The organism is Geminicoccus harenae (assembly GCF_019800005.1).
In the GTDB taxonomy this organism is placed as follows: Bacteria; Pseudomonadota; Alphaproteobacteria; order Geminicoccales; family Geminicoccaceae; genus Geminicoccus; species Geminicoccus harenae.
Genome location: NZ_JABGCL010000012.1, coordinates 22186 through 36840, shown reverse-complemented (window position 1 = coordinate 36840; position 14655 = coordinate 22186). Strand labels below are relative to the sequence as shown.

Genomic DNA, 14655 nt, shown 5'->3' with positions numbered 1-14655 from the left:
AGACGACCGATGCTCGTGCGTCGTACGACCCTGCTGCTCCTGAGCTCCCTCGCCCTTGCCGGCGCGGCTCTGCCCGGACGGGCCGCCGATGCGCCCCTGAAGGTGGTGGCGAGCTTCTCGATCCTCGGCGACATGGTGCGCCAGATCGGCGGTGCGCATGTCGAGCTCGCGACCCTGGTGGGGCCGGACGGTGACGCGCACATGTTCGAGCCCACGCCGGCCGATGCGGAGAAGCTGGCGAGCGCCCGGGTCCTGGTGGTGAACGGGCTGGGCTTCGAGAGCTGGCTGCCACGCCTGGTGGAGGCCTCGGGCTTTGCCGGCAGGACCGTCGTCGCGTCCGATGGGGCCCGGCTGCGCAGCCTGGACGAGGCGGAGGAGCATGACCATGCCCATGACGGGCACCATCACGGCCATCACGATCCCCATGCCTGGCAGGACCTGGCCAACGGCGTGATCTATGCCCGCAACATCGGCCAGGCACTGGCGAAGGCCGATCCCGCCCATGCCGAGGACTACCGGCGCGCCGCGGAGGCCTATGCCTCGAGGCTGCAGGAGCTGGACGCGGGGGTGCGGGCCGAGATCGCCGCTATTCCGGCCGAGCGGCGCAAGGTGGTCACCGCGCATGACGCGTTCGGCTATTTCGGCGACGCCTACGGCATCACCTTCATCGCCCCGGTCGGCCGCTCGACCGAGGCCGAGCCTTCCGCCTTCGACGTCGCCAGGATCATCGACCAGATCCGGCAGGAGGGCATCAGCGCGGTGTTCATGGAGAGCAGCGCCAACACGAAGATGATCGGGCAGATCGCGCAGGAGACCGGTGCCGTCATCGGCGGCGCCCTTTATTCCGACGCGCTCTCCGGGCCGGATGGCGATGCGCCCACCTACGAGCGGATGTTCGCCTGGAACGCCCGGCAGCTCGCCCGGGCGATGGCCGGGAGCTGATCGGCAGCACCGGGCGGGCAGAACCGGAGCCGTCTTCGCCTGTTCTAGATCGGTCGGGCGGGCCGCCACTGGCGGAACCGGCCGTCCGACCCTGTCCGGAACCAGACGAGTGCGGCCGACCATGTCCACGAGCGCCCGGGGCGAGACCAACGACACGCAAGCCAGCCAGCACCCCGACGGCCGGCATGCCAGCAAGCCGACGGAGATCCCGGCGCGCGGCTGGTGGCAGACTCTCAAGCGCGTCGTCAGCCAGGCGAGCGAGGACCGGCTGACCACCGAAGCCGCCGCCGTCACCTTCTTCGTGATCCTGTCGATCTTTCCCGGCCTGGCGGCGGCGATCTCGATCTATGGCCTGTTCGCCGACCCGGCCACCGTCACCGACCAGATCTCGATGCTGGAAGGGATCATCCCGGGTGGCGGGATGGAGCTCCTGAACCAGCAGCTCCAGAGCCTGGCGTCGGCGCAGAGCAGCGCGCTGAGCTTCGGCGCGGTGATCGGTATCCTCACGGCACTCTGGACCTCGAACCAGGGCACCAAGGCGATGTTCGACGCCCTGAACGTCGTCTACGAGGAGAAGGAGAAGCGCGGCTTCATCTGGCGCACGATCGTCACCTTGCTGTTCACCCTGTGCTCGCTCGTGTTCGTGATGGTGACGCTCGCCGCCGTCGTGATCCTGCCCATCGTCCTGAACTTCGTGGGCCTGGGTCAGGTGGGCGACCTCCTGATCCGGCTGGCGCGCTGGCCGATCCTGATCCTGATGATCATCGTGCTGCTGGCCGCCCTCTACCGCTACGGCCCCAGCCGGCAGAAGGCCCAGTGGCGCTGGGTAACGCCCGGCAGCATCCTGGCCGCCGTCGTCTGGGTGATCGGTTCGATGCTGTTCTCCTGGTACGTGAGCAGGTTCGGCAATTACGACGCCACCTATGGCTCGCTGGGCGCGGTGATCGGCTTCCTCACCTGGATCTGGCTCTCGGCAACGGTGGTGCTGGTGGGCGGCCAGCTCAATGCCGAGCTGGAGCACCAGACCGAACGGGATTCGACCAGTGGCCGCGAGCAGCCGATGGGCAGCCGTGGTGCGGTCATGGCGGATACGGTCGCACGAGGCTGACTCGTCGTCCGGCGGCCGCGCTTGACGCGGCTGGCGGCACCTGCCCACCTTCCGCGCCGCCGGGGCCAAAGGTCCTGGCGGCGTCGACAGGGAGGGTTGAGCATGGCTGATTTCGTGAACCGTTTTTCCGTCACCGGGCAGAAGGCGTTCGTGACGGGCGCATCCAAGGGCATCGGTGCCGAGGCCTGCCGGGTGCTGGCCGATGCCGGTGCCGACATCGTCGCGGTCGCCCGTGACGCGGGCGGGCTCGCGGAGATCAAGGCCGATGTCGAGGCCAAGGGCCGGCGCTGCCTCGTGATCCAGGCGGACCTGGGCTCGGTCGAGGAGGGCCGGCGTGCCGCGCAGGAGGCCCTGGATGCCTGGGGCACCATGGACATCCTGGTCAACAATGCCGGGGTCGGCTGCGGCGAGCCGATCCTGGAAGCGAGCATGGAGAGCTTCGACCGGGTGATCGCCATCAACCTGCGCGCCCCGCTGCTGCTCACCCAGTTGCTGGCCCCCGGCATGATCGCGCAACGGCGCGGCAAGATCATCAACATCAGCTCGCAGGCGGCGATGATTGGCCTCTTGGGCCACGCTACCTATTCCGCGTCCAAGGGCGGGCTCAACGCGATGACCAAGGTAATGGTGGCCGAGCTCTCGCCGCACAACATCCAGGTCAACACGATCTGCCCGACCGTGATCATGACCCCGCTGGGCCAGGCCTACTGGGGCGATCCGGCGCGCTACGACCCGTTCGTCGCCAAGGTGCCGCTCGGCCGGGTGGGCCAGCCGATCGAGGTCGCCGACCTGATCCTGTTCCTGGCCTCCCCGGCCTCGGACCTGATCACCGGCGACGACATCATGATCGATGGCGGCTACACCGCGGTCTGATCAGGCACCCCGGCCTCGGCTGGGGTGAACAGCAGGAGCGGCCGCTCGATGCCCCGGACGGGATGGGCACCCAGCGGCCGCAGCCGGCCCGGCCCCAGGACCGCCGCGGCCGCCGGCCCCACCAGGATCGAGGTGCCGAGCAGCTTGTTCTGGCCCTCGAGGCGGACCGCCAGGTTCATGGCCTCGCCATAGGCGGTGTAGTCCAGCCGCGTGCCGAGCCCGACATCGCCCACCACCACGATGCCGCTTTCCAGGCCGATCCGGGTCCGGCCGAAGCCCACCGCCAGCACCGCCGGCTCGGCCCGGAAGCGCTCGGTCCAGGCCAGGATGGCGGAGGCCGCCGCCAGCGCCCGCTCGGGATGGCCCGGCAGGTCCAACGGCGCGTTGAAGATCGCATGGACCGCGTCGCCTACCAGCTTGTCGATCATGCCGCCATGGTCGACCACGATCCGGCCGATGCCCTCCAGGTAGCGGTCGAGCAGTGCGATCAGCTCCGCCGGCGCCAGGCGGCGGGTCAGTGCGGTGAAGTCCTCGAGGTCGGTCGCCAGCACCGTCACCTCGCGCCGCTCGCCCGCGAGCTTCAGCCGCTCAGGGCTGCGCGCCAAGCGCTCGACCACCGCCGGATGAAGGCGGCGGCCGAAGCTTTCGCGTAAGTGGAGCTCGCGCCGGCGGGTCAGGGAGAGTGCACCCACCGTGGTGACGGCGAAGGCCGCGGCCGCCACCAGCACCGGCCCCGCCGGGTCGAGCAGCCGGTCCGCCCAGTGCAGCATGGCGCCGGCCAGGCCCAGCCAGGCGAGACCCAGGCCCGTGAGCAGGACCAGGCCCGCGATCGGCCCCAACCGCAGCGCCGCCAGGATCACGAGCCCGGCCAGGATCAGCCCGGCTGCCGGCTCCAGCCAGCGGGCGAGCGGCACGTCCAGCAGCACGCGGCCGCGCATGAGCTGCCCGATCGCGTCGGCATGGATGCCGACCGAGGGGCTGAGCGGTGCGAACGCGGTGGTCCGTAGGCCGCCCGATTCGGGCGCGGAGCTGCCGATCAGCACGATGCCGCCCTGCAGCCCGTCCGTCTCCCCGCCGAGCACGGCCCGGGCGGGCAGCCAGCGTGGCTCGGGCAGGGCCTTCGGCCCGAGGGGGAGGAAGCCGTCGGCGGGCAGCGGCAGCTCGCGCCCTCCCACCTCCAGGTGGAGCGAGCCATCCGGCGGAGCCAGGAGCCGGTACCCGGCCGAGCCATAGGCCAGGCGCAGCGTCTCCAGGGCGAGTCCCGGCAGCACCGCCGGCCCGGCCGCCACCAGGAGCGGCACGCGGCGCACCCTTCCGTCCGGATCGCCCGGCAGGGACAGGGCGCCGAGTCCCAACGCGGCCGCCGCCAGGGCCGGTGCCGGCCCGGTTCCGCCGTCACTTCGCCACAGGCCGCGCAGATCCGGGCGGCCGGCCACCAGGAAGGGCGGGCCGGGCAGGTCGGGCGTGCCGTCCGGGTCGAGCACGAAGCCCAGCACAGTCGCCGCCGACGCCACCGCATCCGCCAGCAGGAGGTCGCCATCCGGCAGCCGCCGGGCGAGCTCGGCCAGTTCCGGGTGCGGTGCAGCCGCCGCCAGCTCACGGGCCAGGGCCGCGGGCGAGCGCCGGTCCGGCTCGGCGAACAGGATGTCGATCCCGATCGCCGCCGGCCCCGCCTCGGCCACCGCTGCCACCAGCTCGGCCATCGTGGCGCGCGGCCAGGGCCAGGGGCCGATCGCCTCCAGGGAGTCCCGGTCGATATCGACCACGGTGACGGCGAAGGCCGGCTCCGGGCGGCCTGCGGCTGCTTCGAGCGGGCTCATGACGAACTGGAGCAGGTCGAGCGCCCGGACCCGCCAGACCGAGGGATCCAGCACCTGCACAGACGCCAGGAGCAGGGCGCAGAGCAGGCCCGCCAGCGCCGGCAGCCGCTCCGTCATGATCCAGGCGCTGGGGCGGCGCCGGTCATTCGACGCTGGCGAGCGCTGCCTGGATCCGGGCGGCGCCCCACGGGATGGGCGGGCTCGGCGGCGCACCGGGCCTGGGGATGTTGGTGCCCTCCCCTGGGTCGAGCAGCACGCTCTGCCCGGCCGCCTGCACGGAAACCCGGCCGGTGGCGACGAACACGCCGAACACGTCGTTGCTGGGGCCGGCGAAGAACCGGGTGCCGCGAACCGCGATCAGGGCATAGGGGCTCTGCACGGTCGACCCGATGCTGGGCCCGTTCTCGTCATGCTCGAGCAGCAGAGGGCCGGCCTGCAGGTCGAAGCCGCCGGCCTCGCTGGCGAGCGCGAAGCGGTCGATCCGCAGGCGGGCATTGGCGCCGAGCGCCAGGGTGGTGCGGCGGCCGAGGCGCAGGCGCAGCCGGGCATCCGCACCGGTCAGCACGAGATCACCCAGGTAGAGCGGCGCCTGGACAGCGAGCGGGCGGCGGACCCGGCCGCTCTGGGCGAAGGCCTGGCCGCGCAGGCTCTGCACATGGCCGATGCCCCCCACCTGTGCGCGGGCCGGATCCGCGCCGGTGGCGGCAACCGCCAGCATGCCTGCCACCAAGCCCCGCCTGGGCAGGCCCGAAAATCCCGTGTCCCGGCCATCCATGTCGGCTTCCCGAAAAATCATGACGCGGAGCATGCCACGGGCCGACCGAATGCGACCAGTGATCTGGATCGCTTGCCAAAACGACCGCTGCGGCAGGATCGTCGCGGCTAGGGCACCTCGTGGAGCGGAGCACCCGTCGTCTCGAACGCCGTGATGTTGCCGATCGTGGTCTCGGCGATGGCCGAAAGCGCCTCCTCGGTGAAGAAGGCCTGATGGCCGGTGATCAGGACGTTGGGGAAGGTGAGCAGCCGGGCGAACTGGTCGTCCGGGATGATCCGGTCCGAGCGGTCCTCGAAGAACAGCTGCTCCTCCTCCTCGTACACGTCGAGGCCGAGGCTGCCGATCGCCCCGGATTTCAGCCCCTGGATCACCGCCCGGGTGTCGATCACGGCACCCCGGCTGGTGTTGATCAGCATGACGCCAGGCTTCATGGCGGCGATCGCCCGGGCGTCGATCAGGTGGTGGGTCTGCGGCGTGAGCGGGCAGTGCAGGCTGATGATGTCGCTGCTGCCGAGCAGTTCCTCGGTCCCGACGAAGCGGACGCCCAGTGCCTCGCATTCGGCGGACGGGTAGGGATCGTGCGCCAGGATCGTGCAGCCGAACCCGGCCATGATCCGGGCCAGCGCCACGCCGATCTTGCCGCTGCCGACGATGCCCACCGTCTTGCCGACGAGATCGAAGCCCATCAGCCCGTCCAGGGTGAAGTTGCCCTCGCGGACGCGGTTATAGGCGCGGTGGGTCTTGCGGTTCAGCGTCAGGATCAGGGCCACGGTATGCTCGGCCACCGCATGGGGCGAGTAGGCCGGCACGCGGCCGACCCTGATCCCGTGGCCGGCAGCCGCGGCGAGATCGACATGGTTGAAGCCCGCGGAGCGCAACGCGACCAGCCGGATCCCGTGCTGGCCGAGCGCCTCGATCACCGGTCGGCCGAGATCGTCGTTCACGAAGGCGCACACGACCTCCGCTCCGGCCGCCAGCCGCGCGGTCTCGGGCGACAGCCGAGCTTCCAGGAAGATCAGCTCGTGGCCTTCGTCGCGATTGGCGGCTGACAAGAAGCGGCGGTCATAGGGTTTGGTGCTGAACACGGCGACGCGCACCGGCGGTCTCCTGTCTGCTGTCGCTGTCAGTCGTGGGCGGGACCCGCCACATCATGGCCACGGCGGTGCAGCCACCAGGCCACCGTGCCGCACAGCATCGCCCAGGCGGAGCCCACCATCCAGCCCGCCAGCACGTCGGTGGGCCAGTGGACGCCCAAATAGACCCGACTGGAGCCGATCAGGACCGCGAGCAGCACCGACACCATCATGATGTAGGCCTTGATCCGGCGCTGCTTCTGCACCCGCGCCAGCAGCGCGCCCAGGGTCAGGTAGATCATCGCCGACATCATCGCATGGCTGCTGGGGAAGCTGGAGGTGAACACGTCGACCTGATGCGGCACCAGGTCCGGGCGCACCCGGGAAAAGAACAGTTTCAGCCCGAACGAGACCGCCGTGCCGCCGGCGGCCGAGAGCAGCACCAGAAGCGCGATCGCCCGGCGCCGGATGATCAGGAGGAAGCCGGTGGCGACGAGCGTGACCAGGGCCAGCACGGGAACACCGCCCAGCGCGGTGATGTCGGCAGCGGCCCGCTCGAGCCAGGCCGGCCCGATCGGGTCGGCGGGGTCGGCCGGATTGCGCAGCGCCAGGAGAATGCCCCGGTCGAACGCCGCGGCATCGCCCTCCAGGGCCTCCTCAGTGACCAGGCCGAACAGCAACAAGATCGCCGCGATGGCGCACAGCGAGCCCAGCAGCGCGAATTCATAGCGGCCGAGCCTCGCGAGGAAGCCCGGCTCCGGCATGCGGGCACTCGTCCAGGCCATGCTCTAATGCGTGTCCGGCTGCTTGAACGTGATCACCCGGTAGGCATAGATCAGCACCAGTGCTGCGATCACCAGGTTCGACACCGGGTTGAGCCAGGCCTCGACCTGGTCGAACTGGCTGCCCAGGAAATAGCCGGCACCGGCCAGGAACGTGGTCCACAGCGCGGTGCCGACCGTCGACCAGGCGAGAAAGGCTGCGAGGTTCATGCCGCTGATGCCGGCCGGGACCGAGATCAGGGTACGGATCGCCGGGATCAGCCGGCCGATGAACACGGACACGCCGGCATAGCGGTCGAACCAGTGCTTGGCTTGGTCGACCTCGTCCGGGCTGATCGTCAGCCAGCGGCCATGCGTGCCGGCCCAGCGCTTGAGCCGCTCGAGGCCGACCCAACGACCGACATAATACCAGAACAGGGCGCCCAGCACGGAACCCACGCAGCCGGCGAGGATCACGCCGACTAGGCTCAGCCGGCCCTGGCCCGCCATGTAGCCGGCCATCGGCATGATCAGTTCCGACGGGATCGGCGGAAACAGGTTCTCCAGGAGCATCAGGAATGCGATGCCGGCATAGCCGCTCTGCTCGATCAGGCCGGTGGTCCAGTCAAACACCTAGGGTCTCCGCTCAGGCGATCGCCTTCCCAACGGCCTCGGGCACCGGAGGCTCCGTCACGGACCGCGCTTCGGGGCTCGCCTGGGATGGAAAGCGTCGCCAAGATGCCGCCGCAACGATCACCAGGGGGAGGTGCCTTGTCCATGGCCAGCGGCAAACCGGTTCTCGACCGTTTCAGGCTCGACGGGAAGAAGGCGATCGTGACCGGCGGTGGCCGCGGGATCGGCCGCGGCATCGTGCTGGCGCTGGCCGAAGCGGGTGCGGACGTGGCGATCGTCTACGAGAAGGCGAAGGACCGCGCCGAGCAGGTGCTGGCCGAGGTGCAGGCGATGGGCCGCACCGGCTCCTATGTCCAGCAGGCCGATGTCAGCGTCAGCGCCGACGTGCAGCGCATGGCCGAGGAAGCGGAGCGGCGCTTCGGCGAGATCGACATCCTGATCAACAACGCCGGGATCGCGCACAACGCCGCCGCCGAGGACATGACCGAGGCCGAGTGGGAGCGGATGATCCGCATGAACCTCACCTCGGTGTTCCTGTGCTGCCAGGCGGTGGGCCGGCGGATGATCCGGCAGAAACGCGGCGTCATCGTGAATGTCGGCTCGCTCTCGGCCAAGATCGTCAACTTCCCGCAAAAGCAGGCGCACTACAACGCCGCCAAGGCCGGCGTGCACCTGCTGACCAAGTGCCTGGCGGTGGAATGGGCGCCGCACAACATCCGGGTCAACGTGCTGGTGCCGGGCTACATCCACACCGAGCTGGTCGACCCCATCATCGAGAAGCACGGCGAGATGGTGAAGCAGCACTGGATCGGCCCGTCGGTGCAGAACCGGTTCGGCACGGTCGAGGAGCTGGGGGCGGCCACCGTCTACCTCGCCTCGGACGCCTCGACCTTCACCACCGGCGAGGAGATGGTGGTGGACGGCGGCTATACGCTGCGCTGAGTCGGGGCCGGCCAGGGTCCGTTAGCTCCCGGGACGAGGGAATCCGACGCGCAACGGGTGAAGCTCTTGGCTGGCCCCCGTGGCGGCTCCTGTCAGCTTTGCTGACATCTCTCCGAGGATCGGGCTTCAGCCCGACTCCACCAAGGCCTGTGTGATTGCAGATGGTGCCGGTCGGGCCGTCGCCTTCAGTCTCGCCCAGGGCAGGCCCCGGCGTCCCTGACGATACAGGCTATTGCCTGCTGGCCGGCCGCTTTTCCACGCTTTGCTCGAACTTTCGGAGAAATAGCCGAAGCTTTGGCAGCATCATCCGCTTCGAAGGAAACACCGCCCAGAGGGAGAGATCGCGCGGTTGCGCACCATCCAAGGGGACAGTCACCAGCCGGCCGCTCGCCAGTTCCTCCTTCACGTCCCATGCCGACAGTTGCGCCAGGCCGAGCCCTGCGACGCAGGCCGAGAGAAAGCCATCAACGCCGCTCGATGAGAAGCGACCGGCAACCCGTACCGACCGTTCCTGCCCATCGACGACAAAATGCCAATGAGTGAAGTCCGTGAACGTCAGGCACTCATGATGTTCGAGATCATCTATCGTCTTCGGCGTTCCCATGCTCGCCAGATATGATGGCGATGCGTAGACGAACTTCGGATTGTCCATAATCTTCCTGGCGACGAGCGTACTGTCTTTCAATGGTGCGATCCTGATCGCGACATCGATGCCAGCAGCCACGATATCGACTATGGCATCAGTCATTTCTAGGTCGATGCGAAGATTTGGATTGGACTGCAGCAGTTCCTCCACGACAGGCATGATCAATTTTCGGCCGACCGTGATCGGCGCGGTGATGCGCAGGAGTCCAGCAGCGCCCTTGGCCGATGGTGCGAGGGTGGCACGCGCTTCCTCGCTCATCTCGATCATTTCCGCCGCGAATGGCAAGAAAGCTTCCCCCTCCGGCGTCAGGGCGATGGCGCGTGACGTCCGGTTGAACAGGCGCACGCCCAACTCTTGTTCCAGTGCGGCCAGGCGTCGGCTCGCGGACATGGGGGTGAGCTTGAGATGCCGTGCCGCGCCAGACAGGCTGCCCCGGCGTGCTGCGCTCAGGAATACCTGCAAGCAATCCGTATCCATGCTTTTCTAACGAATAACGTTATCTAGCTTCACTACTGGCGCATATATCAACGGCTGGCGTTACACCATAGTTTTTCTGTGAACTTGAACCGGAGACGTTCGACATGTTCACGGAAGATCCCTTGTTCCATCCGCTCACCCTGGGCGCTCTGAAGCTGAAGCACCGGGTCGTGATGGCGCCTCTGACGCGGATGCGTGCGCAACTGCCCGGGAATGTCCCAGGCGCCCTGAACGCCGAATATTATGCGCAACGTGCCAGCGAGGGCGGGCTCCAGATCACCGAAGCGACGGACATCAACCCGCAGGCGCATGGCTATCACCGGGTTCCTGGCATCTTCACGGCAGCCCAGATCGAAGGCTGGAACGGCGTCACCGATGCCGTCCATGCCAAGGGCGGCGTGATCGTCAATCAGATCTGGCATGTCGGCCGGGTGTCGCACTCGTCCTTTCAGCCAGGGCATGGCCTCCCTGTTGCGCCTTCAGCGATCGCCGCTCCCGGGGAGCACGTGGATGCGGCCGGGAACAACGTACTCTTCGAGACGCCCCGCGCCCTGAGCATCGATGAAATGAGGGCCGTTCAGGCCGACTTCGTGCAAGCCGCCCTGAATGCCCGAACCGCAGGATTCGATGGCGTCGAAGTCCATGGCGCCAATGGCTACCTGCTCGATCAGTTCCTGCACAGCGGGAGCAACCGGCGAGCCGACCGGTATGGCGGATCAATGGAGAACCGGGCTCGGTTCCCCCTCGAGGTCGTTCGCGCCGTTGCCGATGCGATCGGCGCCGAGCGTGTGGGCGTGCGCCTCTCGCCGTGGAGCAACATTCTGGGCATGTTCGATGACGACGGGATCCGCCTCTGGACGTACTTGATCTCGGAGCTCGGAAAGCTCGATCTCGCCTATCTCCATCTCATTGAACCGAGAGCGGATTTCACCGACGACGAAAAGCCGCTCAACATGGACGCCCCGGACGTTGCCGCGCTGTTCAAAGACTGGTTTGGCGGCCACGTCTTGTCGGCAGGTGGCTTCACCCCTCGCTCGGCGCGTGAAGCCCTGAGGTCGGGCAAGGCCGACGCGATCGCCTTCGGCCGATCCTTCATTGCCAATCCGGATCTGCCCGAGCGCCTGCGGCGCAACGCGCCCCTCAATCAGCATGTGCGCGCGACCTTCTATGGCGGTGAGCGGCAGGGCTACACGGACTACCCGTTCCTGCAGGATGCCGTCGTGCAGTCCCTGCAGACTTCATTCGCATAGCTCGGTTTCATCCGGCCTGCTGGTCGTCAGATCCTGCCGGCGCCGGTCGCTCTTGGGGTGGCCGGCGCCGGCAGGGGCCAGGCAGAAACGGACACCCGAGGCGAAGAAGCACGAATGACCAGCTTGAACGAGCTGCTGGATAGCCAAGGAAAGACGATATGACTGCGTCAGTGTTGAACGGCATCGACACGGCGGCTCTTGCCGAGTTCGCCCAGGAGATAGAGGCCGCGCCGGACAAGGGCGCCGTTCGCTTCGAGGTCGCGACCGAGTGGCGGGGCGGTACGAAATCCGTCACGAAGGTTGCGGGCTACGAACTCGCCGGGACGCGGATCGATCGCGCGTTTCAGATCGCGGCGGATGAACCGGCCGAACTGCTCGGCTCGAATTCCGCGCCCAACCCTCAGGAACTGCTCCTCGCGGCGCTGAATGCGTGCATGACCGTCGGGATCGTCGCGACGGCAGCGGCGATGGGCGTGCCGATCAGATCACTTACGATCCGCACGTCAGGTGCCCTCGATCTCCGCGGGTTCCTCGGCATCGGGGATGAAGCGAAGCCCGGCTATGACACCATCGACTATGACGTCATCATGGATGGTGACTTCACGCGGGAGCAGTTCGAGCAGATCCACGACGCGGTCGTCAGAACGTCGCCCAATCGCTGGAACGTCACCAACGCGATCAGCCTCAACCCGAAGCTCACGTCACGCGGTGCGCTGGCCAACGTTTCGGTGGGCGCCCGCTAGGCCGAGCCCGCCGCCCTGCCCTCATCGATCAGCACGATCTCGTCGCCCGCCTCGCTATGCTCTTCCAGGGCGGCGACCGCTTCCTCGATCACCTCGTCGGCAAAGCTCTGCTCGCCGCAGTTCCGGCAGCGCCAGGCGGGCACCTGCACGTGCGTCACCAACTGGCCATCGCGCCGGATGGCCATGGTGACGCTGTCGGCGCGCAGGAGACCTGCCTGGCAGCAGGGACAAAGCATCCAGTCACTCCACGATGGTCAATCCGGCAGCCTGGCAGCAGGCGACCAGCTCGGCATGGCCCATCCGCGCATAGGTGAGCGGGTGGGCCTTGGCCGGGTCCTGCTCGGCCTCCACTACCATCCACCCGGAATAGCCGATCTCGGCCAGCACCGGAACGATGTCGCGGAACGGCACCGAGCCCTCCGGGTCGCCCGGCACAGTGAACACCCCCTCGATCACGCCCTTCAGGAAGCTCCAGCGGTTGTTGCGCAGCTGGGCGTGGATCACCGGGCGGATGTTCTTGGCATGGAAGTGGTTCACCCGCGATCCGTGGCGGCGCAGCGTGCCGATCACATCGCCGCCGGCGAAGCGCAGATGGCCGGTGTCGAACAGCAGGCCCACCGCCTCGCCGGTGTTCGCCATGAGCAGGTCGATCTCACGCTCGGTCTCGATCACCGTGCCCATGTGGTGGTGGAAGGCCATGGCGATGCCCTCGCCGCGCATCCACTCGGCCAGCCGGGTGAGCTTCTCGCCATAGGCGGCGAACTCCGCCTCGGGCATGCGCGGACGGTCCGCCAGCGGGGTGTCGAGCTGGCCCTGCGCCGTGCCGGTGGTCTCGGCATAGACCAGCACGGGGGAGCCCATCGCCACCAGCAGGTCGAGATGGGCCCGGACCGCCTGCTGCTCCGCCTCGAGCGAGCGCTGGCGCAGCTCGCCCGAGAACCAGCCGGTGATGAGCTGGAGGCCGTGCCGCGCCATGAGCGGCTTCAGCTCCTTCGGATCACTCGGGAACCGGCCGCCCTTCTCGATGCCGCTGTAGCCGGCCTGCTTCGCCTCGCTCAGGATCTGTTCGACCGGCGTGTCGCCGCCGAGCTCGGGCAGGTCGTCATTGGCCCAGGCGATCGGCTGGGTGCCCAGGCGGACCGTGGTCATCGCAGTTCTTCCTCCCCTTCATTGCCTGCATCCGGCAGTTGCGCGTTCAGCAGGGCGATCGCCTCGCGATGCTCGTCCGGCGCGTGCGCGATGTCGAGATAGGGCCGCACCGGCCGCCATGGCCGCACGGCGGTGCGGAAGCGCCGGCCGAGATCCAGGATGGCGTCCGGGCTGATCGGCGGCTCGCTCACGAAGCGGCGGGTCAGCTCGCAGGTATGGGTGTCCCAGGGGTTGAACGGCACCGCCGGCTGGTCGGGGCTGCGCGTCCAGAACACCGGGTAGGGCTTGCCGCCATTGATGCCGCGCAGGTTGGACCAGCCGACATGATGGACCAGCAGGTTGCAGGCCCCGGCCTGTTCGGCGATCTGCTCGGCCAGCTCGATCGAGACCAGCAGGCGGCCGGCCCTGGTGGAATCGGCCAGGCGGAAGCCGATATCCATGTCCGGGCCGATATAGTCGGCGCGCTGGCCGGAGCGCGCACCGGCCACCACCTCGACGTTCGGGAAGGGGAACTGGGCCAGCCAGCCCAGCCCCTTGAGCCGCAAGGGTCCGGCCGCCAGATCGCGATCGTACTCGACCAGCGCATCGAAGAAAGCGGCGCACAGCGAGGTCGTCTTGGCGAAGTCCGCGACGTCGAAGGTGAACAGCACCTCGTCGCCTAAGAGCTTCCACACCGCGTCCACCGGATCATGGCCGGGCCCCAGCCCGCGCAGTCCGGCATGGCGCTGGAACAGGGCGGGAAAGTCGCGGAAGAAGCCCGAGATCGAGCTCGACCACTCGACCGCCCGCGCGACGTCGCCGGCGATCATCTCGGCCTTGTAGACCGAGCTGCCCACGATGTCGGCGGAAAGGAACAGCCGGACCTCCGGCTTCAAGCTCACCTTGCCAGACCGAGCTCTTCGCGGGTTGCCATCTGGAGCGAGATCAGCCGGTAGGCGGCAGCGGTGCAAGAAACATAGAACTGCGCTGCCAGCTTGGTCGGCTCGTTCCCGCAGCAACTGGCGGTGCTGCAGAACAGGTCCCTGGGCATCAGCAGGGCCGCGGCGAAGCGGTTGGCCTCGCGCTCGACCGGCTCGCAGCCCCAGCGCCCGACCCGGATGCGAAGGCTGCCCAGCGGCTCGCCCGAATGCAGGACGTAGTGGCCGAGCTCGTGGCCGATCGTGAAATTGTCGCGCATCGGGCCGGTGATGGGCGAGAGCCGGATCAGGAAGTCGCCCGGCCCATAGACCTCGAGCGAGCCGCCATCCAGCTCGCGCAGATGCGGCACGTCGACGGTCACGATCCGGCCGCCCATCGACCCCACCAGGTCACGCAGGCGGTCACGCCCGGCGACGAAGCGATGCTCCGCCGCGAACGCGGCCGCCCGCCGCTCGATCTGCTCGGCGGAAAGACCGCATGGCTTCGGCGCCACGAATTCGGTCACGGCACCCGGCTCCTCGACTTCCATCCGTCCTGCCGGATAT

The 14655-nt window shown here is 68.4% G+C and carries 16 protein-coding genes; 6 read left to right on the top strand and 10 right to left on the bottom strand.

All coding sequences use genetic code 11. From position 1 onward, the window contains the following. Positions 1 to 9: 9 nt before the first annotated feature. The 3 genes from HLA95_RS13135 to HLA95_RS13125 all read left to right on the top strand — a co-directional run bounded on the left by HLA95_RS13135 (position 10) and on the right by HLA95_RS13125 (position 2923). Positions 10 to 942 carry a metal ABC transporter substrate-binding protein gene (locus tag HLA95_RS13135; RefSeq protein WP_191060743.1) on the top strand — a complete coding sequence of 311 codons (933 nt, stop codon included), beginning with the start codon at positions 10 to 12 and terminating at the stop codon, positions 940 to 942. A 121-nt stretch (positions 943 to 1063) separates the two neighbouring features. Next, entirely contained in the window at positions 1064 to 2050 is a 987-nt protein-coding gene (locus tag HLA95_RS13130) for a YihY/virulence factor BrkB family protein (RefSeq protein ID WP_191060742.1), read from the top strand. A gap of 102 nt (positions 2051 to 2152) precedes the next feature. Further along, the gene (locus HLA95_RS13125; RefSeq protein ID WP_191060741.1) at positions 2153 to 2923 is read left to right on the top strand and encodes an SDR family NAD(P)-dependent oxidoreductase; all 771 of its coding nucleotides are present in this window, start codon (positions 2153 to 2155) and stop codon (positions 2921 to 2923) included. Here the strand turns inward: HLA95_RS13125 and HLA95_RS13120 are convergent. From HLA95_RS13120 to HLA95_RS13100, 5 genes are all read right to left on the bottom strand, one after another. Then, a complete protein-coding gene (locus tag HLA95_RS13120; RefSeq protein ID WP_222183585.1) occupies positions 2908 to 4860 on the bottom strand; it encodes an adenylate/guanylate cyclase domain-containing protein in 1953 nt (650 codons plus the stop codon). The two genes, HLA95_RS13125 and HLA95_RS13120, sit on opposite strands and share 16 nt — an antisense overlap. A 25-nt stretch (positions 4861 to 4885) precedes the next feature. Then, complete coding sequence (locus HLA95_RS13115; protein ID WP_222183583.1) at positions 4886 to 5518, bottom strand: FecR domain-containing protein; 633 nt, start codon at positions 5516 to 5518, stop codon at positions 4886 to 4888. A 107-nt stretch (positions 5519 to 5625) separates the two neighbouring features. Further along, entirely contained in the window at positions 5626 to 6615 is a 990-nt protein-coding gene (locus HLA95_RS13110) for a 2-hydroxyacid dehydrogenase (protein ID WP_191058296.1), read from the bottom strand. Between the two features lie 26 nt (positions 6616 to 6641). After that, a complete protein-coding gene (locus tag HLA95_RS13105) occupies positions 6642 to 7376 on the bottom strand; it encodes a phosphatase PAP2 family protein (RefSeq protein WP_191058295.1) in 735 nt (244 codons plus the stop codon). A 3-nt stretch (positions 7377 to 7379) separates the two neighbouring features. Further along, positions 7380 to 7985: a DedA family protein gene (locus tag HLA95_RS13100; protein WP_191058294.1), complete on the bottom strand. Its 606-nt coding sequence runs from the start codon at positions 7983 to 7985 to the stop codon at positions 7380 to 7382. Between the two features lie 144 nt (positions 7986 to 8129). Here HLA95_RS13100 and HLA95_RS13095 point away from each other — a divergent pair, with 144 nt between their 5' ends. Next, positions 8130 to 8927, top strand: coding sequence for an SDR family NAD(P)-dependent oxidoreductase (locus HLA95_RS13095; protein WP_191058293.1), 798 nt, complete (start codon positions 8130 to 8132; stop codon positions 8925 to 8927). 229 nt (positions 8928 to 9156) lie between these two features. Here the strand turns inward: HLA95_RS13095 and HLA95_RS13090 are convergent, their stop codons facing one another. Further along, a complete protein-coding gene (locus HLA95_RS13090; protein WP_223861392.1) occupies positions 9157 to 10035 on the bottom strand; it encodes a LysR family transcriptional regulator in 879 nt (292 codons plus the stop codon). A gap of 119 nt (positions 10036 to 10154) precedes the next feature. Between HLA95_RS13090 and HLA95_RS13085 the strand changes: the two genes are divergently transcribed. Together HLA95_RS13085 and HLA95_RS13080 are read left to right on the top strand one after the other, a co-directional pair. Beyond that, entirely contained in the window at positions 10155 to 11300 is a 1146-nt protein-coding gene (locus HLA95_RS13085) for an alkene reductase (RefSeq protein ID WP_191058291.1), read from the top strand. 158 nt (positions 11301 to 11458) lie between these two features. Next, the gene (locus HLA95_RS13080) at positions 11459 to 12043 is read left to right on the top strand and encodes an OsmC family protein (RefSeq protein WP_191058290.1); all 585 of its coding nucleotides are present in this window, start codon (positions 11459 to 11461) and stop codon (positions 12041 to 12043) included. On the opposite strand, the gene HLA95_RS13075 is transcribed toward HLA95_RS13080, so the two are convergent. From HLA95_RS13075 to HLA95_RS13060, 4 genes are read right to left on the bottom strand one after another with little or no spacing between them, the layout of a single operon-like run. Beyond that, entirely contained in the window at positions 12040 to 12279 is a 240-nt protein-coding gene (locus HLA95_RS13075) for a YgiT-type zinc finger protein (RefSeq protein ID WP_191058289.1), read from the bottom strand. The two genes, HLA95_RS13080 and HLA95_RS13075, sit on opposite strands and share 4 nt — an antisense overlap. A gap of 4 nt (positions 12280 to 12283) precedes the next feature. After that, on the bottom strand, positions 12284 to 13192 hold the full coding sequence (gene iolE / locus HLA95_RS13070; RefSeq protein WP_191058288.1) for a myo-inosose-2 dehydratase: 909 nt from the start codon (positions 13190 to 13192) through the stop codon (positions 12284 to 12286). Beyond that, positions 13189 to 14067, bottom strand: a complete 879-nt coding sequence (locus HLA95_RS13065; RefSeq protein ID WP_191058287.1) for a nucleotidyl cyclase domain-containing protein — start codon at positions 14065 to 14067, stop codon at positions 13189 to 13191. Before HLA95_RS13065 ends, iolE begins: the two co-directional genes overlap by 4 nt. A 2-nt stretch (positions 14068 to 14069) precedes the next feature. Then, positions 14070 to 14639, bottom strand: coding sequence for an ImmA/IrrE family metallo-endopeptidase (locus tag HLA95_RS13060; RefSeq protein ID WP_222183581.1), 570 nt, complete (start codon positions 14637 to 14639; stop codon positions 14070 to 14072). Positions 14640 to 14655: the final 16 nt, after the last annotated feature.

Coding starts and splice junctions, on each gene's coding strand:
- HLA95_RS13135 (WP_191060743.1), top strand. CDS start 10: ATGCTCGTGCGTCGTACGACCCTGCTGCTCCTGAGCTCCCTCGCCCTT.
- HLA95_RS13130 (WP_191060742.1), top strand. CDS start 1,064: ATGTCCACGAGCGCCCGGGGCGAGACCAACGACACGCAAGCCAGCCAG.
- HLA95_RS13125 (WP_191060741.1), top strand. CDS start 2,153: ATGGCTGATTTCGTGAACCGTTTTTCCGTCACCGGGCAGAAGGCGTTC.
- HLA95_RS13120 (WP_222183585.1), bottom strand. CDS start 4,860: ATGACGGAGCGGCTGCCGGCGCTGGCGGGCCTGCTCTGCGCCCTGCTC.
- HLA95_RS13115 (WP_222183583.1), bottom strand. CDS start 5,518: ATGGATGGCCGGGACACGGGATTTTCGGGCCTGCCCAGGCGGGGCTTG.
- HLA95_RS13105 (WP_191058295.1), bottom strand. CDS start 7,376: ATGGCCTGGACGAGTGCCCGCATGCCGGAGCCGGGCTTCCTCGCGAGG.
- HLA95_RS13095 (WP_191058293.1), top strand. CDS start 8,130: ATGGCCAGCGGCAAACCGGTTCTCGACCGTTTCAGGCTCGACGGGAAG.
- HLA95_RS13085 (WP_191058291.1), top strand. CDS start 10,155: ATGTTCACGGAAGATCCCTTGTTCCATCCGCTCACCCTGGGCGCTCTG.
- HLA95_RS13080 (WP_191058290.1), top strand. CDS start 11,459: ATGACTGCGTCAGTGTTGAACGGCATCGACACGGCGGCTCTTGCCGAG.
- HLA95_RS13075 (WP_191058289.1), bottom strand. CDS start 12,279: ATGCTTTGTCCCTGCTGCCAGGCAGGTCTCCTGCGCGCCGACAGCGTC.
- iolE (WP_191058288.1), bottom strand. CDS start 13,192: ATGACCACGGTCCGCCTGGGCACCCAGCCGATCGCCTGGGCCAATGAC.
- HLA95_RS13060 (WP_222183581.1), bottom strand. CDS start 14,639: ATGGAAGTCGAGGAGCCGGGTGCCGTGACCGAATTCGTGGCGCCGAAG.